General features: G+C 37.5%; 22 protein-coding genes, 2 rRNA genes, 1 other RNA gene and 3 pseudogenes (1 of these 28 running past the window's edge). 6 read left to right on the top strand and 22 right to left on the bottom strand.

Annotated elements, in window-relative coordinates; all coding sequences use genetic code 11:
- From EHR_RS07215 to EHR_RS07200, 4 genes are all read right to left on the bottom strand, one after another.
- Nucleotides 1-225 (bottom strand): 23S ribosomal RNA (locus EHR_RS07215); it reaches 2,689 nt to the left of the window's first position.
- Nucleotides 226-571: 346 nt separating this feature from the next.
- A 16S ribosomal RNA gene (locus EHR_RS07210) occupies nucleotides 572-2,133 on the bottom strand.
- Together the 16S and 23S rRNA genes form the textbook arrangement of a ribosomal RNA operon.
- Before the next feature lie 598 nt (nucleotides 2,134-2,731).
- The gene (locus tag EHR_RS07205; RefSeq protein WP_010720718.1) at nucleotides 2,732-3,094 is read right to left on the bottom strand and encodes a hypothetical protein; all 363 of its coding nucleotides are present in this window, start codon (nucleotides 3,092-3,094) and stop codon (nucleotides 2,732-2,734) included.
- A 73-nt stretch (nucleotides 3,095-3,167) separates the two neighbouring features.
- Nucleotides 3,168-3,548 (bottom strand): CvfD/Ygs/GSP13 family RNA-binding post-transcriptional regulator, encoded by a 381-nt coding sequence (locus tag EHR_RS07200; RefSeq protein ID WP_010720719.1) that lies wholly within the window; start codon nucleotides 3,546-3,548, stop codon nucleotides 3,168-3,170.
- Nucleotides 3,549-3,639: 91 nt separating this feature from the next.
- Between EHR_RS07200 and EHR_RS07195 the strand changes: the two genes are divergently transcribed.
- Nucleotides 3,640-4,806, top strand: coding sequence for a MalY/PatB family protein (locus EHR_RS07195; protein ID WP_010737204.1), 1,167 nt, complete (start codon nucleotides 3,640-3,642; stop codon nucleotides 4,804-4,806).
- A gap of 141 nt (nucleotides 4,807-4,947) precedes the next feature.
- Here EHR_RS07195 and EHR_RS07190 read toward each other — a convergent pair whose 3' ends face one another.
- Nucleotides 4,948-5,532 (bottom strand): peptidylprolyl isomerase, encoded by a 585-nt coding sequence (locus EHR_RS07190; RefSeq protein ID WP_010720721.1) that lies wholly within the window; start codon nucleotides 5,530-5,532, stop codon nucleotides 4,948-4,950.
- Between the two features lie 327 nt (nucleotides 5,533-5,859).
- On the opposite strand from EHR_RS07190, the gene EHR_RS07185 reads away from it, so the two are divergent.
- Complete coding sequence (locus EHR_RS07185; RefSeq protein ID WP_010737203.1) at nucleotides 5,860-6,858, top strand: NAD(P)/FAD-dependent oxidoreductase; 999 nt, start codon at nucleotides 5,860-5,862, stop codon at nucleotides 6,856-6,858.
- A 120-nt stretch (nucleotides 6,859-6,978) separates the two neighbouring features.
- Nucleotides 6,979-7,488: a phosphatidylglycerophosphatase A family protein gene (locus tag EHR_RS07180; protein ID WP_010737202.1), complete on the top strand. Its 510-nt coding sequence runs from the start codon at nucleotides 6,979-6,981 to the stop codon at nucleotides 7,486-7,488.
- 578 nt (nucleotides 7,489-8,066) lie between these two features.
- Here EHR_RS07180 and EHR_RS07175 read toward each other — a convergent pair.
- The 10 genes and pseudogenes from EHR_RS07175 to tadA form a co-directional block, all read right to left on the bottom strand.
- Nucleotides 8,067-8,708 (bottom strand): TIGR01906 family membrane protein, encoded by a 642-nt coding sequence (locus EHR_RS07175; protein WP_010737201.1) that lies wholly within the window; start codon nucleotides 8,706-8,708, stop codon nucleotides 8,067-8,069.
- Nucleotide 8,709: 1 nt separating this feature from the next.
- Nucleotides 8,710-9,474 (bottom strand): TIGR01457 family HAD-type hydrolase, encoded by a 765-nt coding sequence (locus EHR_RS07170; protein WP_010720725.1) that lies wholly within the window; start codon nucleotides 9,472-9,474, stop codon nucleotides 8,710-8,712.
- A gap of 2 nt (nucleotides 9,475-9,476) precedes the next feature.
- Nucleotides 9,477-10,136: a YutD family protein gene (locus EHR_RS07165; protein ID WP_010737200.1), complete on the bottom strand. Its 660-nt coding sequence runs from the start codon at nucleotides 10,134-10,136 to the stop codon at nucleotides 9,477-9,479.
- A 36-nt stretch (nucleotides 10,137-10,172) separates the two neighbouring features.
- A pseudogene (locus EHR_RS07160) lies at nucleotides 10,173-11,557 on the bottom strand (bifunctional metallophosphatase/5'-nucleotidase).
- Between the two features lie 949 nt (nucleotides 11,558-12,506).
- Nucleotides 12,507-13,433: pseudogene (locus tag EHR_RS14770) on the bottom strand (phage tail tip lysozyme); the annotation flags it as partial.
- A gap of 117 nt (nucleotides 13,434-13,550) precedes the next feature.
- A pseudogene (locus tag EHR_RS14765) lies at nucleotides 13,551-13,928 on the bottom strand (phage tail tip lysozyme); the annotation flags it as partial.
- A 293-nt stretch (nucleotides 13,929-14,221) separates the two neighbouring features.
- Nucleotides 14,222-14,593 (bottom strand): phage holin family protein, encoded by a 372-nt coding sequence (locus tag EHR_RS07150; protein ID WP_010737197.1) that lies wholly within the window; start codon nucleotides 14,591-14,593, stop codon nucleotides 14,222-14,224.
- A gap of 444 nt (nucleotides 14,594-15,037) precedes the next feature.
- A complete protein-coding gene (locus EHR_RS14605; protein ID WP_010737196.1) occupies nucleotides 15,038-15,160 on the bottom strand; it encodes a hypothetical protein in 123 nt (40 codons plus the stop codon).
- A 431-nt stretch (nucleotides 15,161-15,591) separates the two neighbouring features.
- An RNA gene (gene ffs / locus EHR_RS13795) (signal recognition particle sRNA small type) lies at nucleotides 15,592-15,676 on the bottom strand.
- Between the two features lie 39 nt (nucleotides 15,677-15,715).
- A complete protein-coding gene (tadA, locus tag EHR_RS07145) occupies nucleotides 15,716-16,207 on the bottom strand; it encodes a tRNA adenosine(34) deaminase TadA (protein WP_010737195.1) in 492 nt (163 codons plus the stop codon).
- A 108-nt stretch (nucleotides 16,208-16,315) separates the two neighbouring features.
- Between tadA and EHR_RS07140 the strand changes: the two genes are divergently transcribed.
- Nucleotides 16,316-17,176 carry a helix-turn-helix domain-containing protein gene (locus EHR_RS07140; protein ID WP_010737194.1) on the top strand — a complete coding sequence of 287 codons (861 nt, stop codon included), beginning with the start codon at nucleotides 16,316-16,318 and terminating at the stop codon, nucleotides 17,174-17,176.
- Nucleotides 17,177-17,282: 106 nt separating this feature from the next.
- Here the strand turns inward: EHR_RS07140 and EHR_RS07135 are convergent, their stop codons facing one another.
- Nucleotides 17,283-17,618: a hypothetical protein gene (locus tag EHR_RS07135; RefSeq protein ID WP_010737193.1), complete on the bottom strand. Its 336-nt coding sequence runs from the start codon at nucleotides 17,616-17,618 to the stop codon at nucleotides 17,283-17,285.
- 159 nt (nucleotides 17,619-17,777) lie between these two features.
- Entirely contained in the window at nucleotides 17,778-18,320 is a 543-nt protein-coding gene (locus EHR_RS07130) for a hypothetical protein (protein ID WP_010720734.1), read from the bottom strand.
- 443 nt (nucleotides 18,321-18,763) lie between these two features.
- On the opposite strand from EHR_RS07130, the gene EHR_RS14445 reads away from it, so the two are divergent.
- Complete coding sequence (locus EHR_RS14445; RefSeq protein WP_014834473.1) at nucleotides 18,764-19,597, top strand: helix-turn-helix domain-containing protein; 834 nt, start codon at nucleotides 18,764-18,766, stop codon at nucleotides 19,595-19,597.
- A complete protein-coding gene (locus tag EHR_RS14440; RefSeq protein WP_014834472.1) occupies nucleotides 19,554-20,225 on the top strand; it encodes a hypothetical protein in 672 nt (223 codons plus the stop codon). Before EHR_RS14445 ends, EHR_RS14440 begins: the two co-directional genes overlap by 44 nt.
- Before the next feature lie 201 nt (nucleotides 20,226-20,426).
- Here the strand turns inward: EHR_RS14440 and EHR_RS07120 are convergent, their stop codons facing one another.
- From EHR_RS07120 to EHR_RS07100, 5 genes are all read right to left on the bottom strand, one after another.
- Nucleotides 20,427-21,134: a zinc metallopeptidase gene (locus EHR_RS07120; RefSeq protein ID WP_010720736.1), complete on the bottom strand. Its 708-nt coding sequence runs from the start codon at nucleotides 21,132-21,134 to the stop codon at nucleotides 20,427-20,429.
- Between the two features lie 77 nt (nucleotides 21,135-21,211).
- Nucleotides 21,212-21,544 carry a zinc ribbon domain-containing protein YjdM gene (locus tag EHR_RS07115; RefSeq protein WP_010720737.1) on the bottom strand — a complete coding sequence of 111 codons (333 nt, stop codon included), beginning with the start codon at nucleotides 21,542-21,544 and terminating at the stop codon, nucleotides 21,212-21,214.
- A 140-nt stretch (nucleotides 21,545-21,684) separates the two neighbouring features.
- Nucleotides 21,685-22,635, bottom strand: coding sequence for a DHH family phosphoesterase (locus EHR_RS07110; RefSeq protein WP_010720738.1), 951 nt, complete (start codon nucleotides 22,633-22,635; stop codon nucleotides 21,685-21,687).
- A 14-nt stretch (nucleotides 22,636-22,649) separates the two neighbouring features.
- Nucleotides 22,650-23,981: a DRTGG domain-containing protein gene (locus tag EHR_RS07105; protein ID WP_010737191.1), complete on the bottom strand. Its 1,332-nt coding sequence runs from the start codon at nucleotides 23,979-23,981 to the stop codon at nucleotides 22,650-22,652.
- Between the two features lie 9 nt (nucleotides 23,982-23,990).
- Nucleotides 23,991-24,671, bottom strand: a complete 681-nt coding sequence (locus tag EHR_RS07100) for a metal-dependent hydrolase (RefSeq protein WP_010737190.1) — start codon at nucleotides 24,669-24,671, stop codon at nucleotides 23,991-23,993.
- Between the last annotated feature and the right edge of the window lie 28 nt (nucleotides 24,672-24,699).

Raw genomic sequence — 24,699 nt, 5'->3', positions numbered from 1 at the left:
TTTCTCTTCCTGCAGGTACTTAGATGTTTCAGTTCTCTGCGTCTACCTCGAATGCGCTATGTATTCACGCAAACGTAACATCCTATAAAAGATGCTGGGTTCCCCCATTCGGAAATCTCTGGATCATAGCTTACGTACAGCTCCCCAAAGCATATCGGTGTTAGTCCCGTCCTTCATCGGCTCCTAGTGCCAAGGCATCCACCGTGCGCCCTTATTCACTTAACCTTATCAACCTTACGGTTGGGTTTTGATCTTTCTTCTAGCGATAGAAGTCCGATCAAGAAAATAAGCAATTGAACTTATTAAAAAACTCTATCCAGCTCACAAATCAGCCTCTTCGGCAAAAAGATCGACCGTCTAATGAAATCAAGATTTCATTGCCGTCCGCCTATTTTGCTTGAGGCTAAACGATTTGTTTAGCTTTCAAATTCAACGCGGTGTTCTCGGTTTGTATTACTAATTTACTTCAAATATCCAGTTTTCAATGAACAAAAATATATCTTTGAGAGTAAACCTCTCAAAACTGAACAAAGTATAAAACAAACAGTGTAGTCTCCGTAATATTCCTTAGAAAGGAGGTGATCCAGCCGCACCTTCCGATACGGCTACCTTGTTACGACTTCACCCCAATCATCTATCCCACCTTAGGCGGCTGGCTCCAAAAGGTTACCTCACCGACTTCGGGTGTTACAAACTCTCGTGGTGTGACGGGCGGTGTGTACAAGGCCCGGGAACGTATTCACCGCGGCGTGCTGATCCGCGATTACTAGCGATTCCGGCTTCATGTAGGCGAGTTGCAGCCTACAATCCGAACTGAGAGAAGCTTTAAGAGATTAGCTTAGCCTCGCGACTTTGCGACTCGTTGTACTTCCCATTGTAGCACGTGTGTAGCCCAGGTCATAAGGGGCATGATGATTTGACGTCATCCCCACCTTCCTCCGGTTTGTCACCGGCAGTCTTGCTAGAGTGCCCAACTAAATGATGGCAACTAACAATAAGGGTTGCGCTCGTTGCGGGACTTAACCCAACATCTCACGACACGAGCTGACGACAACCATGCACCACCTGTCACTTTGCCCCCGAAGGGGAAGCTCTATCTCTAGAGTGGTCAAAGGATGTCAAGACCTGGTAAGGTTCTTCGCGTTGCTTCGAATTAAACCACATGCTCCACCGCTTGTGCGGGCCCCCGTCAATTCCTTTGAGTTTCAACCTTGCGGTCGTACTCCCCAGGCGGAGTGCTTAATGCGTTAGCTGCAGCACTGAAGGGCGGAAACCCTCCAACACTTAGCACTCATCGTTTACGGCGTGGACTACCAGGGTATCTAATCCTGTTTTGCTCCCCACGCTTTCGAGCCTCAGCGTCAGTTACAGACCAGAGAGCCGCCTTCGCCACTGGTGTTCCTCCATATATCTACGCATTTCACCCGCTACACATGGAATTCCACTCTCCTCTTCTGCACTCAAGTCTCCCAGTTTCCAATGACCCTCCCCGGTTGAGCCGGGGGCTTTCACATCAGACTTAAGAAACCGCCTGCGCTCGCTTTACGCCCAATAAATCCGGACAACGCTTGCCACCTACGTATTACCGCGGCTGCTGGCACGTAGTTAGCCGTGGCTTTCTGGTTAGATACCGTCAAGGGATGAACAGTTACTCTCATCCTTGTTCTTCTCTAACAACAGAGTTTTACGATCCGAAAACCTTCTTCACTCACGCGGCGTTGCTCGGTCAGACTTTCGTCCATTGCCGAAGATTCCCTACTGCTGCCTCCCGTAGGAGTTTGGGCCGTGTCTCAGTCCCAATGTGGCCGATCACCCTCTCAGGTCGGCTATGCATCGTCGCCTTGGTGAGCCGTTACCTCACCAACTAGCTAATGCACCGCGGGTCCATCCATCAGCGACACCCGAAAGCGCCTTTCAAATCAAAACCATGCGGTTTCGATTGTTATACGGTATTAGCACCTGTTTCCAAGTGTTATCCCCTTCTGATGGGCAGGTTACCCACGTGTTACTCACCCGTTCGCCACTCCTCTTTTTCCGGTGGAGCAAGCTCCGGTGGAAAAAGAAGCGTTCGACTTGCATGTATTAGGCACGCCGCCAGCGTTCGTCCTGAGCCAGGATCAAACTCTCATAAAAAGTTCGAACAATCTTACGATTGTTAAGCTCAATTGTTTGCTAGCATATTGCTTGTTAAAAATGTTTGTTGTCTTGAATCAATCAAGACGCCCTACACATTTGGTTTGTCTTTGCTTTGTTCAGTTTTCAAAGGTCTACTTGATTAAAAGCTAATCAGTTGAGATTGCCGTAGCAACTTTTATATCATATCAGAGCGACGTTTGTTTGTCAACAACTTTTTTGAAGTTTTTTTCGATAGAATCAAGCTTCGTAAGCTGTCGTTTTTTAACGACTTAGTTATCTTATCATGTGTTTTTGGAAACGTCAAGAACTTTTCTGCTATTTTTTTAGAAAGTTTCATTACGCTGTTTCTTAAATCAACGTTAATAAATTTATCACGTAAACCAAGGTACGTCAACAAACATTTTCACTTAATTTTTCAAAAGAATATTCAAGCAAAAGATCATCATTCGCTTTTACTTCAAAAGAAGCATAAAAAAGTTTGCATTATCGAATATAATCCATGATAAACTGAACGTTTCATCCTTTAAAGAGGACCGGTTACCATAAAAAAGAAACTTGAATTTTTTTCAAGTTTCTTTTGGTGTCTAATTCTACATTAAAAGAAAGGAACTCCTTCCACTTCGTAAGTGCCAAGGACAGAGCGCATTTGATCTGGGTCTTCCCAAAGATAGCCTTTACCTAAGTCTTCACTTTGACTTTTTTGCTCAGTTTCAAAAACAAACAATGGAACATTTTCGTGATTAATATGTGTATTGGTCAACTCCATCAAATTAATTTTGCTAACATCAATATGAACGATTTCTTTTAAAAAGCTAAGTATGTTTGCTAACCCCGTCTTTTCTTCTGAAAGCTCTGCTAATGCAAACTCCAGCTTGTCATCAATTGAATGGACTAAAAATTTTTTTGATCCATCCTCCAAATGCAACATGATTGTACCAGCTACTTTTTTGCTTGCCAAAATTTCCACCTCGATCAACTTGTTCTGTGGTTTACATAAAAATTCTAGCACATTTTCAGAAAAAATACACTTTTTATTTCTTATTTTCTTTCTGTTCTAGTTCTTCTAGTGCTTCGTCCACCCATTTTGGTAGTTGTTCCGCAATCGTGGCAAACCCGATCTTTTTATTTTTATTCGTAAAGTATCTTTTCCTTCGATAAGGAATAACAGGGCTCTTCTTCTCCAACGTACGTAACGACAAACTAATTTTTTTTGAATATTCATCAATATCAATGATTTGAACAGTTACTGGTTGACCAACTTTTAACAATGTGTGAATACTTTTCGTGTAACCTGATTGTACTTCTGATACGTGAATCAAGCCTTGTGTTTCCTCGTCTAAAGACACAAATGCACCATAAGGCTGTATTCCAGTTATTTTTCCTTTAATTATTTGTCCAATTTTATATGTCATGTACTTCCCTCTCTTTGCATTTATCATTATACTGTAAATGATTTAAAAAAAGAAGTTTTGAAAATACTCAATAGAAAAAGGGGTCCTTTAGATGAGTGAATTTGACAAGAAAGTTTCAAGAAGACATACCGATAGCGTAAAATGGGATTCAATTAAAGAAACCTATCAAAGAGACGACTTATTGCCTTTATGGGTTGCAGACATGGATTTTTTATCACCTGTTGGAGTAAAAAAAGCTTTTGAAAATTATGTTTCTCAAGGTCTTTTTGGTTACTCTACCGTTTCAGAAAAATTATATCACGCAGTCATCAATTGGGAAAAACAACAGCATCAGGTATCTTTAACAAAAGAACACATTGTCTTTACTAGCGGTGTTTTATCTAGTTTAGCTGTTGCAATTCAAACTTTTACTGAACCAGGTGACAGTGTGCTGATCCATGACCCCGTTTACCCACCTTTTTCTGCAATCGTCGAGAGTAATCACCGTCAGCTTATACGGAGTCAATTAATTGAACAAAACAATAAATTCATGATGGACTTTCAAGATATGGAAAAAAAGATCGTTGAACAACAAGTAAAAGTGGTAATCCTTTGTAATCCCCACAATCCAGGGGGGCGTGTTTGGACTAAAGAAGAATTATCACAACTAAGCGAACTATGTTTGAAACACAAAGTGCTGCTTTTTAGTGATGAAATTCATCAAGACTTAGTTTTTTCAACGAACCATTTTAACTCGATGTTAACGATTGATGAAACACTAAGTCAGTCTTTAATCACGTTTACTTCGGCAACCAAGACCTTTAATTTAGCAGCGATTAAAAACTCAATGGTGTTTATAAAAAATCCTAAATTAAAAGAACAATTTGAACAGCGGTTACTAATGAATCAGCAACAAGATATAAATACTTTTGGTCTAATCGGTACACAAGCTGCTTACGAAACGGGTAGAGAATGGCTTAGTCAACTGCTTCCTTATATAGAAAAAAACGCGGCCACTGCCACTTCTTTTTTTGAAAAACATTTACCTCAACTAGGTGTGATGACGATTGAAGGAACGTATTTGATGTGGTTAGATTTTTCTGCTTATGAAGCGAATGACGAGTTGCTAGAACAAACATTGATTACCAAAGGAAAAGTTGTTTTAAATCCTGGCATCTCATTTGGTCCTGCCGGTCATGCTCATATGCGATTGAATTTAGCTTGTCCGGAAGAAACACTACTAGATGGATTGATGCGGATAAAAAAAGCCTTCACATAAAAAACAAAAGCATTTTTGACGACTTTTAAACGAGGTTCTATTCTAATTAGAAATAAAATAAACCAACTGGGTCAATGATTGAAACCAGTTGGTTTATTTTGTGATTAGTTAATAATTAAAATGTCTTACTATTGCGAGTGATTATTCTGATACTTCAACTTTCTCGATCACTACATCATGTACTGGACGATCTTGTGGACCACGTTGTACGTTAGCAATTTCGTCTACGGTAGTCATGCCATCAATCACATGACCAAATACAGTATGACGGAAATCTAGCCAAGGTGTCCCACCACCTTTGTATGCTTCGATGATTTCAGCCGGGAAGCCTGCACCTTCTAATTGATCTAGCATATTCGCTGGTACATTTTCATTATTCACGATAAAGAACTGGCTACCGTTTGTATTTGGTCCAGAGTTAGCCATCGATAACGCCCCACGTAAGTTGAACAACTCACGACTAAATTCATCTTCAAAACTTTCACCATAGATACTTTCGCCACCCATACCTGTACCAGTTGGATCGCCACCTTGAATCATAAAATCAGGGATGACACGGTGGAAAATTACTCCGTCGTAATATCCTTTTTTAGCAAGTTCAATAAAATTTTTAACTGTTTTAGGCGCTAATTCTGGGAATAATTGGACCGTAATATCACCACGGTTTGTTTTTATTACTGCCTTTGGTCCTTTTTCATTTTCTAAGCTTAATTGTGGGAATACCATATCTTTTTCCTCCTAAAAATTATTCCTTCATTGGTAATAATAACATATTCTCTCTATTCGCTGTTACATGAAACCTAAGAAAACAAAAAGACTCATCCTTATGTAAAAATGATTATATACTTTTTATCAAATGATAGATACTTTTCTGCGTTTCTCTGACTTAAAAAATAATCCACGAGTATTTTTAAATATGTGAACCAGTAGATTTCACGAGAGATCGTTTTCGCTTCTGCCCCAATCTCCTTAAGAATTAGAAATAAATCATTTTTTTGAGAAGTATTCTCAATTAAATTCTGCTATAGTGTGGGTATGAGGAGGAAGTTTTCTATGGAAATCTATGATATTACAATTATCGGTGCAGGACCAGTAGGGATGTTTGCAGCGTTTTACGCAGGTATGCGTCAAGCAAAAACTAAGATCATTGACAGTTTACCTCAACTAGGTGGGCAATTAGCAACGCTTTACCCAGAAAAATATATTTATGATATTCCCGGCTATCCCGCCGTGAAAGCCAGTGACTTAGTAGCAAATCTGGAAAAACAGTTAACCACATTCAATCACTCTTTTCATTTGAATGAGGAAGTTCTTTCTATTACTAAAGAAGATGAAATAATTGAAATCACAACTACTAAAGGAATCCACTATTCAAAAGCAGTCATTTTGACTTTAGGAAGCGGTTCTTTTCAACCTAGAAAATTAAATGTACCAGAAGCAACAACTTATGAGCATCACGGTCTCGATTATTTTGTGAACGATTTAATGAAATATGCTGGTAAAAAAGTAGCAATTGCAGGTGGTGGTGATTCAGCAATTGATTGGGCGTTGATGCTAGAACCGATTGCGAGTGAAGTTTATCTTATCCATCGCCGGCCAGAATTTAGAGCTCATGAGCATAGTGTAAACTTATTGAAAGCTTCATCAGTCAATCTTTTAACTCCCTATCTCATTGATGAATTATCTGGAAAAAATGGGGAATTGACTGCTGTTCGCTTAAAACGGGTAAAAAGCGAGGAAACAATTGAGTTACTGATTGATTCATTGATTGTTAATTATGGGTTCACCTCAAATCTAGAACATCTTTCAACATGGGGACTTGAAAGTACCAGAAATGCAATTTCAGTAAACTCAGATATGTCAACCTCGATACCAGGCGTTTATGCTGCTGGCGATATCTGTTCTTACAAAGGAAAAGTAAAATTGATCGCTACTGGATTTGGCGAAGCACCTACAGCTGTCAATAATGCGTTACACTTTATTAACCCTAAAGAACGCACACAACCTGGACATAGTACCAGTTTATATGATAAAAAAGTTCCTCCGAAATAGGATAGCTTGTGTGATTTTTGACCATTTTGTCCAAAGCAGAGGAGACAACATTTGTTTCTTGCTTTTTTATTTGGTAGGCTAACAATATAGTTGATTCACAGAAGCAAAAGGAGGAAGAAAATGGTTATCAAAACTGAAACGCTAGAAGAAAAAGCACGTGAATTGCTCAATGAGCGTGGAGTAACCCTTGAAGACATTGCTGAGCTAGTGATGTTTTTACAAAAAGATTACATTACTGATCTTACTTTAGCAGATTGTATCCAAAGTGTTCACGCTGTCTTAACCAAACGTGAAGTCCATAACGCGATCATAACTGGGGTTCAATTAGATATTTTAGCAGAAGAAAATAAGTTGATGTCACCGCTCCAACATATCATTGAAGATGATGAAGGACTGTATGGGATCGATGAAATACTAGCCTTATCAATTGTAAATGTCTATGGGACAATCGGTTTCACTAATTATGGCTATATCGATAAAATAAAGCCTGGTATTTTACAAAAATTAAATAGCCATGACGGAAAAAATGTGCATACTTTCTTGGATGACATCGTGGGTGCAATCGCTGCCTCTGCTGCCAGTCGTCTTGCTCACCAAGAGCCAGAAAAACGCAGTCGTTTGACTCAATAAGAGGTTGTGAAAGAAGCGATCAGCTCCGAGCGAATAAGAGAGGATTTTTTAAAATAGCTTCTCATATTTTGAAAAATTCAGGCTTATTTCAAGGAGCCGATGTTTGAACACCGTTTAGAGAAAGAGGTTGTGAAAAGAGCGTTTTGTCCTGAGTATTAAGGATGAAAATCTCGAAACAGCTTTTCATGTTTTGAGATTTTTTGACTTAATACCGAAGGACAGCTCTTTGAACACCATGAATCAGAGGTTGTGAAAACATCGTATAGCTCCGATGACAATAAGAAAGAATTTTTTAAAATAGCTTCTCATATTTTGAAAAATTCAGGCTTATTTCAAGGAGCTGATGTTTGAACACCGTTTAGAGAAAGAGGTTGTGAAAAGAGCGTTTTGTCCTGAGTATTAAGGACGAAAATCTCGAAACAGCTTTTCATGTTTTGAGATTTTTTGACTTAATACCGAAGGACAGCTCTTTGAACACCGTTTAAAGCAAAAACCCGAGACAATCTCCTTGTCTCGGGCTTTTTTTATTCTGTTGAAACAAAATAGGCATTATGATTTGTTCTATTCTATGTTTGATTTTAACTTCTTTTTAGCTCTCTTTTTCCAATGATCACAAAAAAAGCAAAAAAGAGTTCAATTAAAATAAAAAATAAAATAAAACTATGCATAAAAAATTGTTCTGGTAAGACGTTAATGATTGGATCGGTTGTCGGATCAAACAACCAATCGTCGTTGTTAAAAAATGTTTCATGGAACAAGATAAAAAAGCGATCAAATCCTACCAACATAAAAAAGCCAAAAACAATCGGTACGAGCATTCCAATCTTAAACGGTTGAACTAAACGCCAAAAACGCTTATGACGTTTCAGATAAAAAAGATAGTAGATACTAGGTATCAACGTCAGCAGCAGCACAAAATAGTTAAGTAAAAAAAGTTTTTTGACTTCATAAAAATGATGTGCCCCACTTGTAGAAATAGGAAAATTTTGCAGACTTAATTCCTTCTGAAAAGGATTATTTAAATAAGCCATTAATTGATCAAAATTTTTCAATAAAGTTTCTTGATCAAGCGTAGTATGATCCAATATGTTCAGATATTTGATGTCTAGTTCATAGAGAAAGCGAAAATTGATTGTTATCGCGATCGCCAGACTGATCAGCATGAAGAATAGACAAACCAAACCAGCATATTCTCCCCACACCCATTTTGTTTTTCTCATTCTAGAAACTCCACTCATCTAACGAACGGAGAACGTGTGTAGCAGGTACCGGTAATAAAGGTACATCCTCAGCTTTCGTAAATCCTGAGAGCACCAACAACGTATCAATCCCATTTCGAATCCCTGCTTGGATGTCTGTTTCATAGTTGTCTCCAACCATGATGACATCTGCTTTCGTTAAACCTAATTTTTCTACCGCCTTATCCATAATGATCGCTTCTGGTTTGCCAATATAAATCGGTGGCGTCTGCGTAGCTGTCTCCACAAACGAAATTACCGATCCTGCACCCGGCAGCAACCCACGCTCAGTTGGAATATTTTTATCTGGATTTGTTCCAATAAATGTTGCCCCTTTTTGGATTGCAAGAGTCGCTTTGACTACTTTTTCATACGTCAGATAATTATCTAGACCGACTACTACATAATCGGGATTTTCTTCGTCCCAGACAAATCCTGCTTCTAAAATCAAATCGATCAAACCAGCTTCACCTATGGCATAAAACGTGTTTCCTTTCCCGGCAGCGTGCATAAAATCGATCGTTGCTAAAGAAGCTGTATAAACAGTTTCAGGGCTAACGTGTATATCAAATTCATCTGCCAAGCGATTTGCTACTGCTTGTGGACTTTTTGTGGTGTTATTCGTAACAAACAGAAAAGGCTGTTTTTTTGCCTGAAGAGCCTCCACAAAACGTTTCCCAGCAGGTATAGGTTCAGTCCCCCGATAAATCGTTCCATCTAAATCAATCAAATATCCTTTATAATCCATCTTTACCCTTCCCTTTGTCTTATCGTAAAATTAGTGTTGGCTTTTGGTTTAGTTGATGTTTTTTCAGTCTTTTTTTGTTCTGTTTTTCTTTTTTTGATGACCGGTTTTTTGTGATTTGAAGAAACGGGTCCTTTTTTCTCATCAATGTACGCACGATGTTGGTTTTGATTTTTCTTTTTTCTTCGGCGAGGAGTATTTTTTTCCTTCTTACCTCCGATTTGTTCAATCACAAAATAAGCGCAACCAAAATTACAATACTCATACAAATAATCTTCCAAAGCATCAATTCGTTGGTCGGGATGAGCACGTCTGTTATCTACACGGAAAAATCCTTTTAATCTTAGTTGTTCATAGCCCCAATCACCAACGATATAGTCATAACGCGACAAGACTTCACTATATCTTTCGCCAAGTTTTTCTGGATTGAACCCCTCTCGATGATCCTTTACTAGGCGATAGTGCTGTTCGCCAATCAAAAAATTCTTCTCATCGATGAAAGTAATGATTTCTCCCTTTACTTTCTCCGGTTTGGGTTCTTCGATAATTTCTTCTAACACGGCGGTGATTTCTTCTGTCACCGTATGGTCCTCGACATTTTTCGCTGTCTGTTTTTCTTTTGTTTTAGCTTCAACGGCGTGTTGCTCTTTTTGTTTTGCCGACATGCTTTCACCACCTATCATTCCTATTATACCTTGTTTTTATTTTATTGGATAGTGAGCATTTAAGTATTCCCCTACTACGCTACGAATAAATTCCGGAAATAAAAATTCATTTTCACCAGCAATCTCAATCGTTGGAAAGAAAGGTACAAACATAAAATGATCCACTGTTGTAAATGTATATCGACGCTCGTTATCTATCGGCTGATTCAGCCAGTGAACTTGATGATTCACTGCATCATAAGAGATCCCACTATAAACCACTTGTCCAAAAATTTTTCCCCGAAATCCCATACCTCTGATTGGGTAATTGCGTAAAAAGGCACGATTTTTTTCGATTTCTAATACCAATCGAATCAAATCACTTCCTTTAAGTGTGACATTCAGTAAATGCATTGGATGAGGCAATGCCGTATGCAGTTGATCCTGATTGATCAGCCCTGCTGGTAATCCAGTTAAAAACAACCCACTATTTAGCATTGCGCCTTGTGTTTGCCCACGATACTTGACTGCTTCTAACGCCTCATAGATAAAAGAATGTTCCGCAAAAATATCTACTGATAAATCATAAGGTAACTTGGCTACTTTTTTTGCCGCTAATAGTTCGTGCCCTTTAGTTAAATAATCTTGGCTTTCCTGCTCATCTTCAATAAACGTCATCATCGTTTCTGTTGGGATAGCCCGAGCTGATTTTTGGATGATGTTTTTATGCTCATCAACGGTGAGATGAACCTCTCCAACGTATTGTCCATATTTTCCCGCTGCTGCAAGCTGAACACCATTAACGATTTGACCATCAATCAGCAAATGATGCGTATGTGATCCTAAGATTACATCGATTGATGGAAGTTCTTGGGCAATTTGACGATCGTCTTGGATACCTAGATGGCTCATCAATACCAAGATGTCTACTTTTGGTCTTAGTTCTTCCACTAATTCAGGCAAAATATCATAAGGGTTTCTGATATCCCAACCATTTGGACTATAAGTTAAGGGAAAAGGAGCCGTCAAAGCCAGTAAGCCGATTTTAGTCTGTTGAGGAGTTTCAATGATCTTGTACTTTTTTGCCCATTTCGGCGGTTGCAACAGATGTTTATCAAACAAATTATCCAATAAAATATCAAAGTTTGCCTGATCATAAAGATGATTCAATTGATCCTTGGCATTTCCCACGCCTTCATTATTACCTATCGTCACAGCATCATAACCTACGTTATTCATTAGTTCAACATTTGCTTGTCCATCGGTTGCTTCTGATAGCGGGTGCCAGCGATCAACAAAGTCACCTAAATCAACAGTGATGGTCGTGGTATTTTCTTTTTTTCGTTTTCACGCTTTTTTTGCTCAATAAACCTTCTGATTTTAGGCCAGTTTTCTAGATGCGAGTGTAAATCATTCGTATGTAATAGAACTATTTTTTCCATCTTATTCTTTCGCCTCACTTTTCTTTATCATACCATAGGCTTTTTCTTTGTTCACTTTGAAAGATTTTAAAGAAAATCAAATTCCTCCGCTGTGAATAGACCCCATTCTAAACGTTAGCCTTGTGGATAATATCGGATCAAGCTAATAATCAGTCTATCCCTAGCTAGCGATTTAGGGTAGAAAAGTGATGAAAAAATACGTTACAGCAAAACATGATTAATAGACATAATTCTATTGGCATTGCCCATTCATTCGTCAGCTAACTTTCAATCAAATCGACAGAAATAAGCCGTAGAATTTCCAATATACGCAGGACGAATGTCGGAATTCTTCGGCTTATTTCTTAAAACTAACTCTTCTATCACTACTTCTTCAGTAATAATCAAGTAGTAATCAGTTTCTCATTTTTCTCTTTTCAGACAACTAATTAAAGTTTTTTTAATCAAAAAATTGATTAGATGCAGCTATCCCGATTTGTAGACGATCCAATGGTTCGCCAAACATCCCTGCCCAGCCATCGTAGCCAGCAATAGAGGTGCCATCATCACAACATACTCCTAGCCAACCAGCTCGGGCGGTCGTTTGTGAACGGTAGTAGGCTTGCGATAATGTCTTACCTGTAGGTGTTGTATAGTAAAGTTGCACACCATCGATGGCTTCACCAGGATTTCCTGCACATCCATTGACCATATCATTTGGATCACCTTTGCTGACCCAATCTAACCAACCACTTTTTACCGTATGGACTCGATAACGAATCGTTCCCGCATCTACTTTGATATAAAGCATGTCATGTTGATTATTTGGCAATCCTGAAAAACCGTTGGAATCGACATCATTGAAATTGGTAATTTCTCCTAACCAACTTCCGCCCAACACACGTAACCCATAGTGAACATTGGTAGAAAAACTTCCCCCATTATTTACCCCTGGTGAATAAGTAAATAAAGGATTGGATTTCGCAATCCCGATTTGCAGACGGTCTAGCGGTTCGCCAAACATCCCCGCCCAACCATCATAACCGACGATCGATGTTCCATCATCGCAACAAGTTTGTAACCAGTCAGCACGAGCGGTCGTTTGTGAACGGTAATATGCTTGTGAATAAGTTTCTCCAGCAGGTGTTGTGTAATAAATTTGTACACCATCAATCGCTTCTCCAGGATTCCCTGCACATCCATTGACCATGTCATTTGGATCACCTTTACTAACCCAATCTAACCAACCGCTTGTCATCGTGTGTACTCGATAACGTAATGTTCCTTTATCAACCTTGATATATAGCATATCGTGTTGATGATTCGGTAATCCTGAAAAACCATTAGAATCTGAATTGTTAAAGTTAGTGATTTCTCCTAACCAAGCTCCCCCCAACACTCGTAAACTATAATGAACATTTGTCGAAAATGAAGGTGGCGTTGGGTCATTAGTCATTCCTGTTGAACTTGATTGATTAAAACCGCCAGAAAAACGCCAAACTTCATAATAATGAAACCCATTTGCAACGATATAATTTTTATCAAAACGTAATTCTTGAATCGCAGTATTTTTTTCTCCTTGCGTATAGTAACAAGTTGAAGTGATGTTTTTACCACCACCAGTAATCACACCTGTATGTCCAATCGCACCACCTGAATCAGCCATCGAGGACCCACCAGAAAGTAAAACAATATCCTCATCTTTCAGCTGAGAGAGATTGGAAGCGTTTGAATTTCCGACTAAAACTAATACATAACCACATCTCTGGAGATAACCACCAAGGGTAACCGTATTATATAAATAGCTATAAGGAATTCCAGAGCTGTCTTTGACTGCTTGAGTAATACTTCCAGAACAATCTGCCGTTCCATCTGTACCGTTTCTTGAGCCAGTCATGGAATAGGTTATCTGTCCACGATGTTTATTGAACCAATCCACGACTTTTGTTCGGTTTAATTGTTGGTACCAGTATCTAGCTTGTTGCGCTCTTGCTGGTTGGTTTGCATTTGCCGGTCTTTCATAATATTGAATGAAAATATTCGCCAGTTCTTCTGGAGATTTGTTACTTGTCTTAAATTGTTGAAACGTCATAGATATATTATAAAATTGTTGATTGTTTGCTACCTCCCACTCAATACGTTTGCATTGAGAAATGACGTCTTTGTAATTTAATCCATTCGCATTTGCCCAATTGATATATTTAGATGCTGGTGTCCATTGCACTAGTCCGTATCCACCAGACATATTTCCGACAATGTCGCTCTCCCATCGGTCGGCAATAATGCCACTTTCTGATTGCATGTTCCCTAATAATCCAGCAACTGCGGTTTTTGACCAACCTTGACTGACCAAGTAATCCCAAATTGTTTTTGCTGTTTCAAATTGTCCCATAATAATTGTTCGCTCCTTACTTTCAATCATTTTTTCATATTAGTTGCGCCTTTAAATGTACACAGCTTATTACTTACTGTTATCTTTCATCCTCCTAAAAAATTATTTTGATCATTTGATTCGAATCACATAGATATGTGAGCTATTTTAGTGATTTGTGACAGAAAAAATAAAATCTTTCACTTTTTTCTAAAAAGCTGTGCCTAGGTTGCTTTGTTAGTAAATAAAAAAGTCATTATCACGTAGTATCTCAGTAAATTCACTTTGATCCTTCCTAATCGTTCTCTGTTTCGTTATTGTTTTGGTTTCATTTTGTCTTGAATTGATTTTAAAATCCCCTCAAAATAAGTCGTTACTTCTGACTCAGCAATATTGGTCAAAATGCTCCCAATCTCAGTGAAAATCAGGCAAGTCGTAAAAACCTTTACTAACGTAAATTCAAAATGAACGCCGTTTTGGATCAACACAAAATCAACGACTCCCGTCAGGATCAATAACACAAAATGACTGAGTTTTTTCCAAAGTCCTCGCCAACTTAGCGTTGAATACCAAACATGATTGACTTTTGCTTTAAGCCAACCTGTTATGAGATCTAATAGAACCACTAGAAAAAAACTGTGAATTAATGCTTGATCATTAGCAAAGACTTTCGTTAATGCCGTCATACTAACACCTCCTTTTAAACGTAATGACTGCGAAAGAAATGCCCTCAATAACAGACATTAGTTTGCAGTTTTGAGTCCCTTGCTTTTAGCTTTCATCATTTGTTTGATACACTATTCTTCTTTTTACATTGTCAGACCTTCCTTTCACTACTTTGCTAAAGATTTTTGTTTCCATTTAGATATGTTGGAAAATAATAAAATTTGTGACAAAAAAAAGAATCATTTGAGCAAAATCACTCAAATGATTCTTTCAACTTTTCACTGTTCTTAAGTCAACTTATTCGTTCACTATTAAATTTAGAGCTGTCATTTTATCAAGTTCTCTGCATATTCAAAAAAAGAATTTCACAAAATATTCGTTGTGAATATTTGTAAAATCCATATTTCAGCTTAAAGTTAAATTTTATTCTAGGCTTTTTTCTTGTCATTTATTTTAATTATTTTTTACTTCTTCTGATTTCTTAAAATCGCATGTGTCAATGTTTCAGAAAAATTGATCTTCAATTCTTTGCCTAATTTATCTGCCCATTTAGGAATAGACACATTTTTACGTTCTCTCTTTTCCATGTCCAGATACTCTTTTATATTAACTGAAACAAGCGTGACAAATAAATACTCTTTATTGTATGTATTTGTCTACTCAAAAGGAAAAGAGTTTTCTACATTAATATTATTTATACTTGAGCTAGACGGCAATTTATTTTCTTCCTCAATATAATAAGACAATTGTAGCCCAAGATAGTCACTAGCCATCTGTATACCGTCGTTTATATCATTTGCTTGTGTTCCGTTCCCATCAATATGTACCTCTTTCGATTATTTATTTTTAGGTCATTGGTATGGAATGCTGTCTTTTTACCAATAACAATTATACTCTATCTATTTACTTCTCTATAAAATACAAATAAAGTACCTAAAAAACTAAAGAGACACTGGTTCATTATACAAAAAAAACGTAACAAGTAGTAAAGTACTACCTATCACGCTTTTAAGATTCGTTTTAATCAGACACATGGCGGATCCTGCTTAGTGCTGCTTCCTTCCAGATCTGACACGCTTCACAAGCCCGCCATTGTCCTAGCCTTTCGGCAAATAATAGTATACCTGATTTTTTTTATTTGGCTAGCCTTTTTTTAATTTCTTTTTTCTTAAGCGCAACTCTCTAAAAAAATCCGTTAAAAGTTGGCCACATTCCGTTTCCAAAACGCCTCCTACTACATGGGCTTGATGGTTAAAGCGTTCATCTGTCAACAAGTTCATTAATGTTCCCGCTGTTCCGCCCTTTGGATCATACGCACCGAAGTATACTTCTTTGACTCGAGATAAAATCATCGCACCGCTACACATAGGACAAGGCTCGAGTGTCACATATAATTGGGATTCTTCTAAACGCCAACTTCCAACATTTTGACAAGCTTCACGGATCGCAATCATTTCCGCATGCGTGGTTGCATCTTGCGTGGTTTCTCTTAAATTGTAGCCTCTTCCAATGATTTCATCATTTAAAACAACAATCGCTCCAATTGGTACTTCCGCTAATTGTTGGGCTTTCTGAGCTTCTTCAATGGCTAACCGCATCCATTTTTCATGTTTTTCATTATCGATTTCCTTCATTTCCAATCGATCCCCTACTTTTCATTTTCTTGCTTAACTTTAGCATAAGACAAAAAGGTTGTAACTAGCTTTTTGTCTTATGGTAAAATAAAACTTGAGGTGACTTTGATGGACTTGACAAAACTGATAACACTTTATCCTAATGCACAGAAAAAAAATTCTCCTGCTTCCGATAAAGGAATTCTCTCTTTAGCAATTGATGATTATTTTTTATGGATCGATCAATCGACGATTTCGACACAAGAAACAAATATTTTGAAAGCGTTATTCCCTGTAGCTACTGTCGAAGATAATCATCCGTGGTATCATTATCTATTTGAAAATAAACCGCTAGTAGCAGAAGAAAGCTTTCGCATGATTCAATTTCACATTGATCCAAGAGGAGAATTTCTTAAGCGCCAATGGCAAGAAACAATCGGTGAAATGTTTTTCCACTTAGAAGATTTTTTCTTTTATACAGAAACCGATGCTGTACTGATTGAAAAAAAATATCCTAGTTATCTAGAAATTTCTGAGCTAAGAGGTATTTTTCTTTCATTAGATGCAGACTTTGAAATTACTACCCAAGTATTTATTGGCTCATTTCATTTGCCTTCTCCCAATTTTTCAGAACTGTTTTTTGAAGAGCGGAAAATATTTTTTGAAGAAAAAAAGCACTTTGCTTTACATGGTGGCGCAATCTCATTATCGGAGGTGGCTTTACATCATTATACAAAAGGAACAATGAACAACAATCAGTTAATTGCAAGTTATCAGGAGATGGTCAAACGGACAGAAATGGAAGAGATCATTTCAGTGTTATGGAAAAATTTAGGTAATATTAGTTCGACAGCTAAATCACTCTTTCTTCATCGAAATACATTGAAATACAAAATCGAAAAATTCCAAGAACAAACTGGGTTCAACTTAAAAGAAGCAAATGATTTACTGTTTTGTCATTTGCTCTTACTGCAAGAACAAACACATTGAACACAAAAAGCGAAAGTATTCGTTCATGAGACAAACCAATAATGTTTGTCCCATTTTCTAATACTTTCGCTCTTTTTGTACTTTTAACTTTACTTTTTTTGTTGCATCACATGATTTTATCAACGTAATGGAGTAAACGGTCTTTCACATCTTCCGTTGATCCTTTTAGAGAATCTCCGTAGACAGAAATTTTCTTTTTGCCTGACTTGATCTTCGCCAGGATTCCCATCAAAGAATCTAAATCACTATCCGATAAATGTTCAACGATATCTAGTAGTTTTTCGTTTCCATCAAATGTCTCATTAACGAACTTTTTTACTTTTGCCCGGTTCGTCAAATGATGGATTTTTTCAATGACTTTTCCCGAAACAACTACTGCTGTCGCTACGCTTGCTGCTGCTGCGACACCTAATCCAATTGTTACTTTTGTTGATGTTTTCATCATTATCAGCTCCTTTTATCTATATTAATCATAGCATAGATAAAAAGATAAACGAACTATTTACCCTTTTTCACTTTCAAAATCGCCGAAAGATAAAACGCTACCACCAATTTTTCTGATCATCTATATGAAAGGACGCTTCAGCATCGTTTCATCCATTTACTTAGGGGAATATTCAATATTTGTTAATACTTCAGGCAAGTTCTCTTCCAACTCAGCCAATTTATTCCAAATCAATGTCATTGTTTCAAAAAATTCATGAGAAGATCGATCTGAGTTCAAACTGCCTAATGCATTGAGCCAAAGTAATTCTAATAAGTAAGGCTCTTTGATCCCAGTATGTTCTTTGACATATTCTGAAAACGCACGTTTAAATAAGGAAGCCATATCTAACTCAGACTTAATCACTACTCCACGAATGCTTTCATGGATTGAAAAGAACTCTTTTAGTAGATGGACGATACTGAAGAAATCATCAATGACATATTCTGATAAATAGCGATCAAAACAGATCGTTATTTCTTCAAGTATTTTTTCTTTTAATATACGTATTGATTTAAAGTGGGCATAAATCGGATAAGTGGAACAGCCACAAAAAGAAGCTAAACTCCTAGCTGTTATCTTTGATAAGCCATTTTCTTCAGCATATACCATACTTTTAAAGAGTAAATACTCTTTGCTAAAATTTGTTACTCTACTCATACAATTCTTCCTTTCTCACTTTTGATCATTTTTTTTAAAAAGACATTATTTTTAGTCATCTCTAAATTAAAGGCATTATTATTTAGAGAACAGTACTAATCCCCCATTAAAAATAACAACATAACATCAAAAAAATATATTTAGGTACAATTTCAACAAGAAGCTTATTTTATTAATAACTTTCTTCAGCACTCAAAACCCAACATAACAAAATCAGCTAAATAACAATGTTTTTGTTATATAAATTGATTATTTAATCTGTTATAACTTGACAAAATGAGCGAAAAAACAACAATAGAATAAACGATTGTTATATACCATTTAAATAACAACATGTACATACAACAACTACTACTATGTGAGAATAACATACATTAAAAACTCTTTCCACTCACAGTTTATGTCCTCCCATGGACAAAAAATAAAAGGAAAAGGAGCAACTTATGTTAACGGACGCAAAAAAGAAAGAATTGTTAGTATTCTATACCATTGTTCAAACCAATAAATGTTCCTTACGTGAATTATCTCAGGTTCTATCAATCCCTAAGAGAACGATCAAAGAAATCATCCGCAAATTAAACGGGACTATTTTTCAACAACTAAGTATCCCTAGATTCATTTACTCAACTGCCAAAGGCGAATTGAAATTAGATTCACAACATAAAGATGAAAAAATGGCGATCTTTCATTATATAAAATTGTTTTTCCTACGCGAATCAAATCGTTTTAATTTTTTATTGTTACTTTTTGATTCGCCACACAGCCGTGTTTCAAAAAAAATATTACTGGAAAAGTTGTACATATCTCCTTCTTATTTAGAAAAACTAACTAATCAATTAAACAAATCACTTAAAAAGTTCCATCTGCAAATCATCTCTCGCCAAAATTGTTACATTTTGAAAGGCGATGAATTATCGATTAGAATTTATATGTATTTCTTTTTTTCTGATGCTTTTCAGGGGATTGATTGGCCTTTGACAAATATGAAACTTTCCCAAGTAAAGCATACTCATTTATCCAATGAGCTTTTGATGACCAAGAAAACATCAAAGATACAAGAAAAAGTTTACTTATTAGTGGCAATCTTTTTAATGCGATCTGCTCATCATCAATTACCAGATGCTAGCCTCTTAGAAAGCTATGAAACAATGAAAATTTTAACTTCTACAAAAGATTTTAGCGGCGAATTGAAAAAACAATTGTCCCAATCCTTGCCTGAAAGTCTTGTCCAAAATGAAGTACTATACTTTAATTTTTACTTTGCTATTTTTTCCTAACCTCATTCCCGAACAACAAAAAACACTCTTTGGCTATGAGTTTTCTAAAAGTAATCATTCGCTTTGTCGACAAGTTTCTTTTCTGATCAAAAAAATAGCTGAGTCATTCCCTTCGATATCTGCTGGTGAAAAGAAATATTATTACCATTATTTGATTATGATGCTGACGACGTTTATTTTTTTATTCCAAGAAAAAATCGATTACTTCCATGCACTTTATTATCCTTCTGAAAATATGAAAATCGATGCCTCGGATCAACGATTAAAAAAAATACAAATGATCATCGCTGACACGTTTACTTCTCAACCAAGCCAAAATTTACTGCACGAACATCTTAGTCGCCTGATCTATACACTTTTAAAATCGGAAGAAAATAAAAAATTAGCGATACATCTACAAATAAGCAAGGTCTTTTCGGGAAACTACCACATCGAAAAATTATTAAAAAATATTTTTAATCATCAGTTTTTACAAATCACCGAAAACCCTGAAGAAGCTGATTTAATCGTCACTGATTGGTTCGATACCCAACAACAAACGGCAGATATCTTTTATCTTGACCCTGAACGTGAAGATGAACTTTGGCTCCATTTATTCCATCTGATACAAAGACTCCACCAAAAATAATCCTTTTGTTTCCTTAAGCTGGAAAATAGCTGAAACAAGCCAAAAAAGTATAGGACAACCTGTTGTCCTATACTTAACTATTATCTTGATAGATAGCCCTATCTTATTCAACTCTTTGCGTTTGAACCAGGTCAAAGCGGTTTAACGATGATTACTTACGATTTTTCATTGCTAGTAAGGACCTTAATAATGTCCCATGTACTAGTCTCTACGATTACCACCGAATAATAAGATCAAACGAAGCAATTGTAAGAAAGTGGCAAGTGCTGCAGCTACGTATGTCAATGCTGCGGCAAAGAGTACGTGTCTAGCCATTGGTACTTCTTCTGCTGTCAGAAGACCACCTTCGCTTAGAATTTGAATGGCTCGTCTGGATGCATTAAATTCGACTGGTAATGTAACTAGCTGAAACAAAAGCGCAAGTGAAAAAGCAAAAATACCGATGTTGATCAATGTATCATTCCAGCTCAGTAAAACACCAATCAAAATCAATGGAAATGAAATCATCGAACCAAAATTAGCCACTGGAACCAGTGCGGCACGAATCTTTAGTGGCGCATAACCAACAGCATCTTGTACCGCATGCCCACATTCATGGGCAGCAACACCAATTGCAGCTACCGAAGTAGACTGTGCCGTTGCTTGTGATAAGCTCAACATTTTATTTCCTGAATTATAATTATCGGTCAAATCTCCTGCAATTTGTTGGACACCGACATCATTAATTTGTTGACTTTGTAAAATGTATTGCGCTGCTTGAGTACCCGTCACGTTATTCTTACTTCTGATTTTGTCATATTTACGAAAAGTACTGTTCACATAAGCTGAGGCAATACCGGAAATAACTAATCCGATGATCACTAACAAAAATGTAGGATCAAAAAAGCCATACATGCCATATCCATACATGATAAATCCACTCCTTTTTATTTTAACTTATTTTACCATGAGTGATCTAAAAAGAAGGTGAAAATACCTTGAGTGTATTAGAGTTTTTTAACAAATTCTGATTTTAATTTCATCGGTCCAAATCCATCGACTTTACAATCAATGTTATGGTCGCCTTCCACTAGACGAATATTTTTCACTTTTGTTCCTTGTTTGATGGCACCAGATGCACCTTTCACTTTTAAATCTTTGATCACTGTCACACTATCGCCTTCTGCCAAAGGATTACCATTAGCATCAAGAACGATCAAGCCATCTACTTGGTCCTGTTCTTCATTTGTCCATTCATTTGCACATTCAGGACAAATAAATAATCCTCGATCTTCGTAAGTGTATTCAGAGCCACATTGTGGGCAGTTTGGTAATGTCATCTTCTTTCTCCTTTAAAAATAGCGTTGAGCATTATTGTAACGGATAACGTGTCTTTTGAAAAGAGAGACTTGTGATTTTTAAAACAAAGTTTAGTAAAAATCCTTTTTACAACGAACAACTCTCTCTTCTAAAATAGTTACTATCTTTGATACGCATGACAAATCTCTTTGATTTCGTCATAAATTTCTGCCACTTCCGCTAAATCTTTCGCACTTGCGCCACTTGCGAGCGGGTGGCCACCACCATGATGCTTTTTCGCTAATTCATTAATGATCGGGCCTTTCGAACGTAACCGTACACGGTAATATCCTTCAGGTTGTTGCACAAAGATTCCCCAAGCTAATACCTCATCAATGACACCAGGCAAGGAAACAACAGCTGCTGTTTCAGAATCATCAATTCCGTATTGCGAAAGGAGTTCTTGTGATAAAATCACTTTTCCTGCGCCATTTTCATCAACCTGGATATTTTGGTATAAATAACCTGAAAGTTTAGCAACTTTCATCGGCATTTGTTCAATTTCACGATTCAATGCACTGGCATCAAAAGGATAACGTCTTAAATCTGCTGCAATTTCCAACGTCCTGGCGGTTGTAGCTGGATATAGGAAGCGTCCTGTATCTCCTACAATCCCAGCATAAAGCAAACGCGCTGCACTAGTATTCAACGTTAACTCATTTGGAAACATGAGGGCAAACTCCGTAATCATCTCACTACAACTGCTGGCTTTCGTATCGACCCAGACCAGATCACCATACGGTTCATCATTTGGATGATGATCAATTTTTATTAATTTCTCACCTAACTTAAAACGATCATCACTGATTCTAGGTGCATTTGCTGTATCAGTGACGATGACCAAAGCTCCTTCATACACTTGATCATCAACTATTTGCATTTCTGCTAAAAAGCGCAAGCCCTCCACAGTTTCCCCGACTTGGTAAATTTCTTTTTGAGGAAACGTTGCTCTTAAAATCTCTGCTAAACCTACTTGAGAACCTAAAGCATCTGGGTCAGGACGTTGATGTCGATGGATGATGATTCGATCATATGTTTTTATTTCTGCTAAAATTTCAGATTGGACAGTCATTATTTCCCTGCTTTCTATGAACGTTCCATTACTTGGCAAACAACGATTGCCTTGGAAACGATCGTATTTTCGATATATACTTCAATGTCTAGTTTGGCTGATCTCCGACCAATTTCAAGCACTCTTGGACGAATATCCAATTCGCTTTCAAGTTGGATTAAACGTAGATAATGGAGACTCATCTGTTCGATCATGATATTTCTGCGTTGATTTAATACCATGGTTTTTTGTGCAACATCAGAAAGGATCTCACTTAATACACCAAATGAAATCGTACCGACCCCATTGACCATTTGAGGGGTAACCATAAATTTAAACTTTGGATTTGCCAAAAGATTCCCGTCTCGGTCTCGATCGATCGTTTGGATTCCTCCTGAGATTTGGTCAGAGATCGTATCTGCAATTTGCGGTTGTCGCTGAACTAACTGCATGGCTTTCATCACATCTTGCCGAGTAATCAGCCCTTCAAGTGTCAAATCATCCGAAACGACTGGCATGACTTCTAAACCATCCCAGATCATTTGATGGCTGACAGAAGCAACACTCATGGTTTTTTTCACACTGATCGGGTCTTTTGTCATGACCCGCTCAATTACTTGTGTATCTGCTTTACCAAGTACATCTTTAGCAGTAATAATTCCCATCAAGCGCATGTGACGGTTCACTACTGGAAATCGTGAATGGTGCGTTTCCTCTGATAGTTTTTGATAATCGGCGATCGTATCTGTTTGTAGCAGGTAGTGTGTCTTTTCTGCTGACATATAGATATCACTGACAAGCATAATGTCTTTTTTAATCAATTGATCACTCAAAGCACGGTTGATCATCGTTGCTACGGTAAAGGTATCATAAGTCGTACGAAGAATCGGCATCGCTAATTCGTCTGCTAAGCGAGCAATCTCGGGGGTAGTGTCAAATCCACCAGTAATCAGCACGGCGGCTCCATCTTCTAAAGCTAATTTTTGAACTTCCGAGCGGTTACCGACGATCATCAGTGATCCTGGTGTGATATAGCGTTCCATCGCATGTTTCGTCATCGCACCGATCACAAATTTATTCAATACTTTGTCTAATCCTGTTGCACCTCCCAATACATCTCCTTCAATGATCCTGACGACTTCCCCAAACGTCAGTCGTTCAATATGTTTTTTCAATTTCCGCTCAATCCGGATTGTTCCGACACGTTGGATCGTTGAAACTAATCCGATATTTTCAGCATCCTTGATGGCACGATAGGCCGTTCCTTCACTTACGTTTAATTCTTTTGCTATACTTCTGACTGAAATACGATTTCCAACCGGTAAGCTTTCGATATATTCTAAAATCAAGTCATGTTTCGTCGCCATATCTTTAACCTACACTTCTAGCGTTTCAGAAACGCTCATTATTTTTCCTTCGTTCCCTGCCAACTTCTCAATAAATAGTTGAGGATCTTGTTGGATAACAGGAAATGTATTGTAATGGATAGGAACGACTAGCTTAGCGCCAATCCGTTTTGCTGCTCTCGCTGCATCTTCTGGTCCCATTGTAAAATTATCACCAATTGGTAAAAAGGCAACGTCAATGGTAAATTGTTCGGCAAGTAAAGCCAAATCACTAAAATCAGCGGTATCTCCTGCGTGATAGATCGTTTTTCCTTCCGCTTGGATCACAATCCCACTAGGTTCGCCCATATAAAGCGGTGTGCCAGCTACCTCATAACTTGAGCTGTGCTGAGCAGGAACAAATTTTACGATCCCAAATGGAAATTCATATTTTCCACCAATATTCATCCCATGTCCTTTGGCACCTAACTGTTCCGCATAATTGGTAATCTCAACAATGCTGATAATCGTTGCATCATTTTGTTTAGCAATCGGCACCATGTCTCCTACATGATCGTTGTGCCCATGAGTAACTAAAACCCAGTCTACTTCTACCTTATCCACTGTTAAATCTGTTAACGGATTGCCTGTAATAAACGGGTCGATAATCAAGCGTTCACCATTTTTCATTTCGATCGACACACATGAATGTCCGTGATAAGTAAATTTCACTTTTCTCACTCCTTTTACTTTCTTTCAT

It is taken from the genome of Enterococcus hirae ATCC 9790 (assembly GCF_000271405.2).
Taxonomy (GTDB): domain Bacteria; phylum Bacillota; class Bacilli; order Lactobacillales; family Enterococcaceae; genus Enterococcus_B; species Enterococcus_B hirae.
Note: the sequence above shows the minus strand (reverse complement) of the source record. Positions and strands in the feature narration are given on the sequence as shown.